We start from the raw sequence: 11103 nt of genomic DNA on the forward strand, positions 1-11103 counted from the left end.
CCGTCACTTCCCTGCCATCTCAAACTCCAGCCGGGTTCCTTCCTTATTCTTCGCTGTGATTCTCACTTCCGATGCGCCGAACCGCTGCGTCCAGCACCCCGGCTCGCCAAGGTGCGGCTCCACGGCTTCCCTCACCACATCCTCCAGAAAGTGGTCTGTCACGATCCAACGGCCCGCTCCTCTGCGGCCGCTTATCTTCAGCTCCGTAGGGCAGTCCGCCGGAAGCAGCCACCGGGCGATGATCACAACCCCGCCTTCTTCTGCGCGGGCAGCAAGTGCCCGGAAGGTCTCCGGTGAGAGGGAGCTGCCCCCGGCTAAGGTCAAACTCGGCTTGCACAGCGTCTTCGCCGTGACCTTCTCATCGAACACGAGTACGCTGCGAGCCGGGTAGAACAGCCCATGGACAGATTCGCCGCCTATCACGCGTCCCTTCTCCAGAGGGAAGGCCTCGGGTGCCGTTGTGCGCTTCAGCTCATGCCGCGGGAATTCATAGCCCGGGATGTGCATGCAGCTGCCATGGGAAGGAATGGTTCCCCGGCTCAGCAGGTGCCAGATGTGGAACACACTTTGCTGCGCTTCCCCGGAATCAAGCGTCCGGCTCCCGAAGACCCGCTCGTTCTGTCCGTAGTTCGCGTCATCCGAGTGGATCACTGCAATATCGGCCTCCGCCTGGGTGTGGTTCCAGGCAAGCGGATGTGCGGGAACGAAAGAGCGGGTGAAGAGCTCCCACACCTCACCGTATTCGGTCTTCCGGAAGCCCTGCGGCGTGTGCCGCAGCAGGACGTCCACGTTTTCGACGAACAGGTGGCTCGGTCCCATCAGGTAGCCCAGCTTCAGCGCGGATTCGAATTCCTCCGGCGAGTGGCCGGGGAAGCCGGGATAGCGCGTGAACCAGGCTCCTGCGTCGGGCCCCCACAGGTCGGCACAGATCCAGAGAGAGCGGCCGTACTGCTTGGCGGCCCCGAGCGCTGTCGCCAGCTGGAGCGACTGGAACGATTCCTTCATGATCTTGGGGCATACGTCCATGCCTGCCCTGGCGAAGGTGTGGAACATCACCGGGAAGACGTGCTCGCTGATCAGCGGCATGGACGCAACCGGCGTTCCTGCCTGTTCCAGCAGATGCTGTACCTGGCGGCCTCTGGCCTCGACTTCCTCCTCGATTCTCCGGCGGGCGGAGTTCAGATCGAGGCCGTCGACGGAACCCCAATGCGGGTACCAGCCGTCTTTGCGGTATTGCGCGGCGTTGATCTGCAGGTGCTCCGGCTCGTCGTAGAGCAGCCCGATGCACCGGCCTGACCGCGCGGCCTGCTCAACGGCCGTGTCCGTCACGTCGTAGCGGTTCGTGCCTTCCACCCATGACCCGTTGATGTTGCCGTATTCGTTGCCGAGGCACACATCCAGTCCCACTTCTTCCGCGTCCGCCAACAGCTTCGGAACTTCCTCTGCGTCCGGCATTACGTGATGGACATAGAAGTCGGCTCCCAGTTCCGACAGCGCCTTCATGAAGTGCTTCGGCTCCGGCCGCGGATCCTGGGATGGAACCAGGCTTCCCGTTCCAGTCCGCATGATCTCATCCGATGTTTCGCCCGCCCAAGGATCGGGCCAGCCCACAACGGGACCTTGTATGCCCAGTCTCGGTTTATGCGCCATGGCGGGCCGTCCCTTCCCCGGCCGGCAGCCTCCGCGCCGTGCCTGCGGCGAATGCTGCGGCGATCCGTTCGAGGCATTCCTCCACCTCTTCAGGCTTCGCATGCTCCAGGATTAAGGGAACTTCGGGCAGCCGCTGGGCCAGCAATTCGGCGTAGAGCGGCCAGTCCGCTTGGCCCGTGCCCACCTGCGGTGTCGTAAACGTCCCGTCCTCGGCGTACAGGGCATCCTTGGCATGCGCCATCGGGCAGTCGTGCCCAGCCGCATCGAACAGCTCTGTCATCGCATCGCGCTGTCGCAGCAGGTCATCCTGCGTCAAATAATTGAACGGGTCCATTACGATTGCAAGCCCTTCGGCCCCGAGCTCCTGTGTCAACTGTACCGCCTGACGGGGACTGCCGAGCACATTGTTCACGAAGCCTTCAATCACGAGCACCGCTCCATTGTCCACCGCACGGTCTCTCAGCCTGCCGATCGTCCCTACGAGCTGTTCCCAGGCATCCGCTGTGCGGTTCTCCGGGCAGTCCCGCCACGAGTTGGTCGGATGCAGGCTGCCGGTTTCCGTCAGAATATACCTTGTTCCATAGTGGGGACATAGGTCGATCATCTTCTCGAGCTGGAGGAGCTTCTGCTCCCGCTTGGCCGGGTCGGGCTGCATCAGATTGGTGTAGCCGGACAAGCCGACGACCGTGATCCCGGCTTCCTCGAACAGGGCCCGCAGACGCTGCGCACGTTCCGGGGACAGCGGTTCCTCGTCCATCACGTCGAGCTTCTGCCTCGGATCAAGCTGGATGTACCGGAATCCGTGTCTTTGGGCCTCCATGAGCATCTCCTCCGCCGACAGGCCCATATAGATGTAACTCATAAAACCCAGCGGGTTCATGCCGTCACCGTCCTTCCGAGGATCTCGGACCGTTCGACGACCCGGCCCTCCTTGCTCGAGATGACCATAGCCGCCGTCAGGGCAACGGTCTGCAGATTGTCCCGGGCCGTTACCGGCGGAGCCTGGCCCTCCGAGACCGCGTTGATGAAGGCGATCATCGACCCGGCGAAGGCGTCCGGGAACCACGAGCCTTTTAGCTTGATCTCGTGGATGACATTCTTGTGCTTGTTCAGTGCCATGTACAAGGTATCCTGCGTGCACCAGAGGCTGCCTTCCGTCCCGTCGATCCACCACGTATGACTGTGCGAACGGCTGGCCTTGACGATATTGTTAAATTGCAGCGAAGCCATCAGCGGACTTCTTCCCCCTGCCGCCCCGAATTCCACGTTAGCCGAATAGATCAGCGGATCGACCGCATTCTGGCCGGGCAGCATGGCCGTTGTGCAGTGCACCCGGGACCACTCCTCCGATGAGGGGTTAAAATGTCGGCAGAGATCGATATAATGCACGCCGTGGTCAACGATATTGAAATCCTTCATGGTCGTCCACCACCGGCCGGCCTGATCCTGGAACGAGCGGAGCACGTGGTGCAGGCTGTACACCTCTCCGATGAGATCCTGCTCCAGCACCGCTTTCATTGCTTTGTGGGCCGGTGCCCAGCGGGCCTGCTGGTTCACGCCGAGCACGATCCCGAGCCGTTCCGCTTCGTCTGCCAGCAGCTGCGCGTGCTTCGGATCCAGTGCCAGCGGTTTCTGGCACAGAACCGGCCTCGGCGCTTCGGCGATCAGCCGCAGTACCTGCAGCCTCGGCTCCGGATGGATGGCAAGATCGATGATCCCCACATCCTCGCGCTCCAGGAGCTTTCTCACGTCGCTCGTCCAGAACGGGATGCCGAACGCTTCGGCGGTGGACCGTGCCGCTTCCTCATTGACGTCGCAGCAGGCGACTACCTGCAGGCCGTACTTGCGGTACGCGGGCAGATGCGCCGTATTGGCGATGCTCCCGCAGCCGATGATGCCGATTCCGTATGATTTCCCGTCCGCTGTCTTCAGCTTACCGGGTGCATAATGTTCAGGTCTGATGAATTCCATAAGCTCACCTCTCTGCATCTAACAATACACCGTTCCGCGCAAGGGGTTATAGGCGATTTCTGCTTAGATTGGGGAGCATTCGTGCACCTGGGCAGGTGCATAAGAATAAGGCCTCGACTGCCGGGGTGGATACGCTTGCACAGCGTGAATCTTTGCGATCGGGTGGAGTTCAAAAGGAGCCAAAAACCGGCGTGAGCCTTAAAGAATGTGAGGGTGAATACGCAGGGGGCGGCCCGGCTGAAGTCCGGGTCAATGTCTGCGGATTGATGAGCCGGCACGAGTTTCCCAGTCTGCGAAAGTAAAAAACACAGGGAACTAGTTTGTTCAAACTCAGGAGCTTGTCACCCTTTAATAGACCCGTTTGGACTCCACAGTCCGAGAAGGTGTGCAACGAAGGTTGCCTGCTTGCTGAAATCCGGGTGGACGTCACCAATTAAGGGATCACCATCTGTAAGGAAATAAAACTATTATCTGCAGGCCACTCTTGATTGGGTTCCGGCAAGCCTATAGGGAATTTCGTACATGGGCCGCACACAGGAGTCCTGCCTGGAAGCAACTGCGGCATATAAGCACTGCACGGTGCTTCGGGAACACCCTACAGCCCTCATGCGGACGGGGCATTTCAAAGGACCGCTTCCCGCCTGTCCTCTAGCTGATTTTCGGCACAGGGGTAAGGCTGACAGCAGCCAGTTTCGGGTCCAACAAAGAAAATAACGGAACTCAGATTCGCTATGATCGTAGGTAGAACGTGATTTTTAGAAATAGAGGAACTCAGGTTCGCTATTTCGATATTTGATGATGGTTTTTGAGGAAACGATCACCAATAAGACATCTGAGTTCCGTTAAACTGTGGGAAATACCGGGAAATACACGAATAAGGCATCTGAGTTCCTTTATTTTCAATTCGCTGCTTCCCAGCCTCTCATACTGCCATGCGTTTGGGGAGTTCAGGTTCGGCTATCGGTACTGGCCGGAAGATGTAAGTGACCGCGTCCCGGGGGCCCTCTCCCCTGGCCCTCATTCCTCCCACGCACCAACTATCTGCTGCGGCGCGAGCTCGGGGAGCGGCTCCGGCGCAGGCACATACGTGCTCTCGGCACGGACAGCGAAGCGGGTGAGCCCTGCTCCCACCCGCCGTGCCGCTCCTCTCCTGCCTCATAAGCCTCTCACCAGCTTCAAGCTAACCCTGCAGTTTCCCCAAGCAGCGCGAAAGGACCGCCTCCCGGCGGTCCTCCCAATCTGCATATGCTTTTACACCGACCCGGCAATCTGCTGCGGCGCAGGCTCGGCGAGCGGCTCCGGCGCGAGCACGTACGTGCCCCCGGCACGGACGGCAAAGCGGGTGAGCCCGCTTTCGTCCGTCGTGCCCACGGCGCTTCCGTCCGCCTCCACCCGCAGGGGAGACAGCGGCTGCCGGCAGGCGATCCGGCATTCGCCGTCCCGGCCCGCCCGGATCACGCAGCGGACCAGCGCACCGTCCGCCCACTCCAGATCGACTTCGAAGCCTCCCCGCGCACGCAGGCCGGACACGCGGCCGCTCCGCCATGCCGGCGGGAGTGCCGGCAGCAGCGCGATCTCGCCGCGGTGCGACTGCAGCAGCATCTCGGCGATACCTGCCGTGCCGCCGAAGTTGCCGTCGATCTGGAACGGCGGATGATTGTCGAACAGGTTCGGCAGCGTCGACTGTGCCAGCAGCGCGCGCAGGTGCGCGTACGCATTCACACCGTCCTCCAGCCGGGCATAGAAGTTGAGAATCCAGGCGCGGCTCCATCCCGTGTGGCCGCCTCCGTTCTCCAGCCGGCGATCCAGCGTAACCCGTGCCGCCTGCGCCCATTCGGGCGTATGCCGCACATGGATGATCTCGCCGGGATGCAGCGCGAACAGGTGGGAGATGTGCCGGTGGCCCGGGTGCACCTCGTCCCAGTCGCCCGTCCACTCCTGCAGCTGGCCATGCCTTCCGATCTGCGGAGGGGGCAGCCGGCGCAGCACCTCTTCCCATTTCTCGCGCAGAAGGTCATCGGTGCGCAAAATCCCCGCTGCGTCCGAGCAGGCCCGCAGCAGCGAGAATACGATCTGGATGTCCATGGACGGGCCGATGGTCAGCGTGCCCACGCTGCCGTCAGGCATGATGAATTTGTTCTCGGGCGAGGTGGAAGGACCTGTAACCAGGCGCCCGTCTTTGTCCTCGAACAAGTAATCGAGGAAGAACTCCGCCGCTTCCTTCATCACCGGATAAGCCCGCTCCCGGAGGAACGTCTCCTCGAGGCCGTAGCGGTAATGCTCCCAAAGGTGAAGCGAGAGCCAGGCCGCCCCCATCGGCCAGATCGAGCCCGGCATATAGTTACCCTCGACCTGGGTGGAGCCCCACATATCGGTGTTATGATGGGCGACGAAGCCCCGGCAGCCGTACAGCTGCTCGGCGGTCCTGCGGCCGTTCGGCCGCATCCGGTCGATGAGGTCGAACAGCGGCTCGTGGCACTCCGGGAGATTGCAGCTCTCGGCGGGCCAATAGTTCATCTCCGTATTGATGTTGATCGTATACTTCGATTCCCAGGGAGGGGTGAAGCTCTCGTTCCAGATGCCCTGCAGATTCGCGGGATTCGAGCCCGGGCGCGAGCTCGCCATCATCAGATAGCGTCCGTACTGAAAATACAGCCGGAACAGTCCCGCATCTTCCCCGCCCTCCCGGAAGCGCTGAAGGCGCGCATCGGTCGGCAGCGTCGACGGATCGGGACCCGCGACCTGCTCCTGGTCCAGCTCCAGCTTCACCCGGTGGTAAAGACTCCGGTGATCGGCGACATGGTCGCGCTTGATCGCATCATAGCCCTTGCGCTCCGCCTGCTCGAGCTGGCGCACGCACTCGGCCATCGGATCTTCCGAGCGGAACGTCGTGCCGCCTGCGATGTAGATCGTCACGGCATTCGCATCCCGGACGGCCAGGAAATCGCCGAAGGCATTGACCCAGCCGCCTTCGGGGACTGCTTTCACAGCCATGCAGTAGGTTACGCCGTTCTTGCCGTTCTCCCCGCACATGGCGATGGTATCGTGCGCGAGCTGCTGTGTGCCCTCGTCGAACGGCCTGCGGCTGACGTTCATCCGCAGGTTAAGCTTGGCGTCCGGCCCGCAGGTGATACGGACGGCGAGCACCCCGTCCACCGCGCTGGAGAACACTTCCCGCACGTGCGGCACCTCGTTGAGGCAGTAGCCCACATGGGCGATGCCCTCCTCGATGTCGAGGTCGCGGTAGTAGTTCGAGATCATCTTTTTCTCGCCGTCATGGTAAATATGAAGATCGCCGAGCGGCTGGTACGGGCGCATGGACTTGGGAATCGACATCAGCCCCATCTGCGCCGCTTCTTCCGCTTCGAGCTGCTTGCCCTTCAGCAGCAGACGCCGCACTTCGGGCAGATACTTCCGGCCGTCGGGATTGTCCCCGTTCAGCGGGCCGCCGTACCAGACGGAATCCTCGTTGATCTGCAGCCGTTCCTGGTTGACCTTGCCGAATACCATGGCGCCGAGCCGGCCGTTGCCGACCGGCAGGGCATCGGTCCAGGCGCGGGCCGGCTTCTCGTACCACAGCTTGTCATGCTTGGATGCTCTCCGTTGTTCCATCTCTTTCCTCCTCCGCCGGTCCGCTCAGGGCTCCGGGTATTCTGCGAATGCGCAGGGCTAAGTCTTCTTTCACCGGCAGATCGATCCGAAACCGCCCCTCATACTCGCCGGGAAGCGGTTCAACCGTCATCTGCCAGGTATCGATCAGGTCCACGGTGTAGCGGCCTTCCGGCAGCTCGAAGCCCCGGAAGGCAAAGCGGTGCGGACCGAAGTACTGCAGATAGCACTCGCCGCGGATCTCGAGCGTGGCCGCATCATAGCGGTCGCTGTTGTAGCGCATGCCGTCCGGAAGCTCCTCCAGCACCCGCCGAAGAAAGGCAGCACGTGCGGAACTCTCGCCCCGGGGCCTCCCGCCATGCATACACCAGAGCGGCCCGCCGTCCTCTTCCTCATACGCCTCCCCGCAGCTCACGTAGCCTCCGCGGGCCGCCCCTTCCCAGAGGCGGGACACCATTTCCTCGGGTGTCAGGCTGGCCTCCGGATGATTCAGGTTCCCCTCGCTTCCCGCGCCGTCGATGAGCACCGGCTTGCCGTAAGCCCGGGTATAGTCCGATGCTGCCTTGACATCCGGGGTATCCAGGCTGATATGCGTCGTCCAAGGCGAGCCGAAATCCCAGGCCCCCGGCCGGCTGCGGACCGAACGCAGGTGCCCGCCGCAGTCCAGCTCCGCGATCAGGCGGAGCAGCCGGTTCCAGTCTCCCGGTGTCCGACCGGCGAAGCCCTCAGGCTCCTCCACTGCCGACCACCATACTCCGGCGCAGGCACCGAAACGCGCGATACAGTGACGCACGTAGCGCTCCTCGTTCTCCGTGCTCATGTCCCCGGCTCCCAAGGCACCCGGGTGCAGCAGCACCAGCTCCGCCTCGATGCCGCAAGCTCTCAGCTCGGCAATCCGCTCGTCGAGCATCCGGAAGTACTCCGGCTGCAGGCGGCTGCCGTCCACCCGTCCATCCGGGTGCCGGCCGAACGGCTCCGGTACCTCTCCGGGCAGCCCACCGGACAGCTCGCCGCTCAACGGAAGGATGCTCATCCGCACCTTATTGAACGCCGAGGTCCGAAGCGCCTCCAGCGTCGCAGCCCGCCGCTCTTCATTCTGCAGGTGCCACTGGCTGCAGACGGTACCGACAGGGATAAAGCGGGTGCCATCCGTATAAGCGAAATGCGCTTCACCCCGCGTTCTTACCGGTCCCCTGTTCCCCGCAGACGGGCCGACACAGGTGAACTGACCTGTCAGGCCGTCAAGCTCGGGAGCACTGCTCTGCGTCCGGTACGTCCATGTCCCTTCTTCCTGCGGCATGAACCGGATCCGGTAGGTTCCGTCTCCGTCATAGAAGCCTTCCACTTCCCCATACCGGCTGCCGCTGGTGAAGCCGGCCGACAGACTCACTTTTTCGCCGGGATTCCCCTCCGAAGGGCCACGAAGCTTCAGCTCGAACAGCCCCCAGCGTTCCACCTTCGACTGAACGTTCACCCGCGCTCCCCTCCTTCCGTTGATCCCGCGCCCGCCGGACGGGCGCGCAGCGCCATCTGAGGCCGGCCGGGCAGCCCGATCCGGCACCGCCCGCGGAACAACCCTTCGAGCGGCAGAATGGTCATCTCCCAGGTGTCGATCAGCTCAACCTGATAATCCCCCTCCGCCGGAAGCTCCAGCCAGTGACAGCCCGGCTGACGCCGTCCGAAGTACACCAGGCGCCAGCTTCCTTCGCCCGGCGACTCGATCCACTCCGGCGGGGCCTCCTCCAGGATGCGCCGCAAGAAGGCGATCCGTGCCGTGCTCTCTCCGTACAGACGGCCGCCCGTCGAGATCCACGCCCGGGTCTCCCGGTCGATGAACGACTCCCCGTGTCCGACGAAGCCGCCCCGGCTCGCTCCTTCCCAGAACCGGTGCACGAGCTCCCGGCCCGAGATATTCCCCCAGCGCCGCGAGCTGTTGCCCTCGTACGAGATCTCGTCGATGACGATCGGCTTGGCCGCCGTCAGCCGCCACTGGCTCGTAAGCTCCGCGTCCCAGTGCTGGATGCTCTGGTGCGTGATCCAGGGCTTCGTGAAGTCGTAGAGGTTGGACGATTTGTACATTTTCGTCCCGTTGTGAATCGAGCGCAGATGCTGGTAAGGGTCAAACCGCTGGGTCAGCTGCAGCAGCCGGTCCCAGTCCGCCACCGTCTTGAATTTGTTGAAGTCGAACTCGTTGCACAGCGACCACCACACATGGCGGTAGGAGCTGAGCCTTGCGATGCAGTACCGCAGGTACATTTCGTCCTGCTGCCCCTCCATGTTGTCGACGCCCCACCACCCTTTGTCATACGGATGGAAGAGCACGAGGTCCGCCTCAATCCCCAGTTTCAGCAGGTCCTCCAGCCGGTGCTCGAGATGCCGGAAAAATGCAGGATTGTACCGCGTCCGGTCGAGGTCCTCCGGGGAGGAGCCGGCAAAGACCGTCTGCAGCGGAGGCTGCATATCCCGGGTCGGAAGCAGGCACATTCTCACTTTATTGAAGGGTGAATCAGCGAGCGACTGCAGGGTCAGCTCCTCCTGCGCCGTATTCCCCCCGTGCGTCCAGTGATAACAGGTGGTGCCGAACGGCATATAAGGCGTTCCGTCCTCATAAGCGAAGCCGTACCGGCCCTTCACCCGGACCGGGCCATGATTGCCTTCGCCCGCCTGCGTGCAGGCGAACTCGCCCGTATGACCGTCAAGCTCCGGAGAGCTGCTTCGCGTCACATACCGCCAGACACCCGGCCGGTCCGGCATGAAGCGGACCCGGTAGACCCCGTCCCCGTCATAGAAGCCCTCGGCCTCCATCGTCAGGTTCCGGTACTGGAACCGGGCCGACAAACGAACGTCCTGGAACGGATTGCCTTCCTGCGGGCCCTCCAGAACCAGCTCGAACCGGCCCCACTGCTCTACCGTCTCCCGGCTGTCAGCCACAGCGGTCCCTACTCTGTTCACGCCGATCGTTCTCCTCTCCATCATTTGATCCCCGAATGCGCCATGGTGGCGATCACCTTGCTCTGGAAGGCAAGGAAGATAATGAGGTTGGGCAGGAACAGCAGCAGCGTCGCCGCCGCCAGCGCGCCCTGCCGGGCCACGCTGTTAGCCATGCCGCTCGTCAGCGTTTCGACGTAGAAGGGGAAGGTCCGCATCTCTTCATCCTGCATGTAGGAGATCGACGTCTCCGTATTCTGCCATGCGCTCTGGAAGGCGATAATGCCGATCGTGGCGATCGCCGGCAGCACGACCGGAATAATGATGCGCACGAACAGGGTCCACTCCTTCGCCCCGTCCATCTTCGCGGAATCGAGCAGCTCGCCGGGCACCTGATCGATGAACTGCTTCATCAGGAATACCCCCGTGGGAACGGCCACCAGCGGCAGCACATGCCCCCAATACGTATTGAAAATACCGAGCTGGCTCACCACCAGATACTTCGGAATGGCCACGGTCTCGGGGACGAAGACCAGGGTCAGCAGAATGGTCCCGAAGACCACCTTATGTCCCGGAAACTGGTGCTTGGAGATCGCGTAGGCGCACATCGCGCTGAACAGCGTAATGAGCGTGACGGACAGCCCGGTTACGACGAAGCTGTTGAACATATACCGGGTCACCGGCACGGCCGTCGTCTTCGTCGAAGCCAGAAGCTCGATGAAGCTCTGGATCGAGGGATCGCGGACGAGAATGTTCGGCGGGTACACGAACAGCTCCTGGTAGGGCTTGAACGCGTGGTTGAAAATGTACACGATCGGCAGCATCATGAAGATGCTGATGAGCACGAGCAGCACGAAGGCCACCCGCTCGGTCGGACTCCAGCGCCCGAGCTTCGAACGCCTCCGCCAGGGCACCCATCCGCTCAGTTTGGCCGCGAGATTCATG

General features: G+C 62.4%; 7 protein-coding genes. All 7 read right to left on the reverse strand.

The window, feature by feature from the left end:
• Positions 1–3: 3 nt before the first annotated feature.
• The 7 genes from ACP26L_RS19710 to ACP26L_RS19740 all read right to left on the reverse strand — a co-directional run bounded on the left by ACP26L_RS19710 (position 4) and on the right by ACP26L_RS19740 (position 11102).
• Positions 4–1650, reverse strand: a complete 1647-nt coding sequence (locus ACP26L_RS19710) for a hypothetical protein (RefSeq protein WP_426445645.1) — start codon at positions 1648–1650, stop codon at positions 4–6.
• Complete coding sequence (locus tag ACP26L_RS19715) at positions 1640–2512, reverse strand: sugar phosphate isomerase/epimerase family protein (RefSeq protein ID WP_426445647.1); 873 nt, start codon at positions 2510–2512, stop codon at positions 1640–1642. The genes ACP26L_RS19710 and ACP26L_RS19715 overlap by 11 nt, the downstream gene beginning before the upstream one ends.
• A 14-nt stretch (positions 2513–2526) precedes the next feature.
• Positions 2527–3621, reverse strand: a complete 1095-nt coding sequence (locus ACP26L_RS19720) for a Gfo/Idh/MocA family protein (protein ID WP_426445649.1) — start codon at positions 3619–3621, stop codon at positions 2527–2529.
• A 1251-nt stretch (positions 3622–4872) separates the two neighbouring features.
• Complete coding sequence (locus tag ACP26L_RS19725; protein WP_426445651.1) at positions 4873–7233, reverse strand: glycoside hydrolase family 95 protein; 2361 nt, start codon at positions 7231–7233, stop codon at positions 4873–4875.
• On the reverse strand, positions 7205–8704 hold the full coding sequence (locus ACP26L_RS19730) for a DUF5060 domain-containing protein (protein WP_426445653.1): 1500 nt from the start codon (positions 8702–8704) through the stop codon (positions 7205–7207). The genes ACP26L_RS19725 and ACP26L_RS19730 overlap by 29 nt, the downstream gene beginning before the upstream one ends.
• Positions 8701–10203, reverse strand: a complete 1503-nt coding sequence (locus ACP26L_RS19735) for a DUF5060 domain-containing protein (RefSeq protein ID WP_426455015.1) — start codon at positions 10201–10203, stop codon at positions 8701–8703. Before ACP26L_RS19735 ends, ACP26L_RS19730 begins: the two co-directional genes overlap by 4 nt.
• The gene (locus ACP26L_RS19740) at positions 10203–11102 is read right to left on the reverse strand and encodes a carbohydrate ABC transporter permease (protein ID WP_013918423.1); all 900 of its coding nucleotides are present in this window, start codon (positions 11100–11102) and stop codon (positions 10203–10205) included. The genes ACP26L_RS19735 and ACP26L_RS19740 overlap by 1 nt, the downstream gene beginning before the upstream one ends.
• Between the last annotated feature and the right edge of the window lies 1 nt (position 11103).

This window comes from Paenibacillus sp. S-38 (genome assembly GCF_049942825.1).
Taxonomy (GTDB): domain Bacteria; phylum Bacillota; class Bacilli; order Paenibacillales; family NBRC-103111; genus Paenibacillus_G.

What these genes read in the sequence shown, in the direction of transcription:
- ACP26L_RS19710 (WP_426445645.1), bottom strand. Translation starts at nt 1,650, where the DNA reads ATGGCGCATAAACCGAGACTGGGCATACAAGGTCCCGTTGTGGGCTGG.
- ACP26L_RS19715 (WP_426445647.1), bottom strand. Translation starts at nt 2,512, where the DNA reads ATGAGTTACATCTATATGGGCCTGTCGGCGGAGGAGATGCTCATGGAG.
- ACP26L_RS19720 (WP_426445649.1), bottom strand. Translation starts at nt 3,621, where the DNA reads ATGGAATTCATCAGACCTGAACATTATGCACCCGGTAAGCTGAAGACA.
- ACP26L_RS19725 (WP_426445651.1), bottom strand. Translation starts at nt 7,233, where the DNA reads ATGGAACAACGGAGAGCATCCAAGCATGACAAGCTGTGGTACGAGAAG.
- ACP26L_RS19735 (WP_426455015.1), bottom strand. Translation starts at nt 10,203, where the DNA reads ATGGAGAGGAGAACGATCGGCGTGAACAGAGTAGGGACCGCTGTGGCT.
- ACP26L_RS19740 (WP_013918423.1), bottom strand. Translation starts at nt 11,102, where the DNA reads ATGAATCTCGCGGCCAAACTGAGCGGATGGGTGCCCTGGCGGAGGCGT.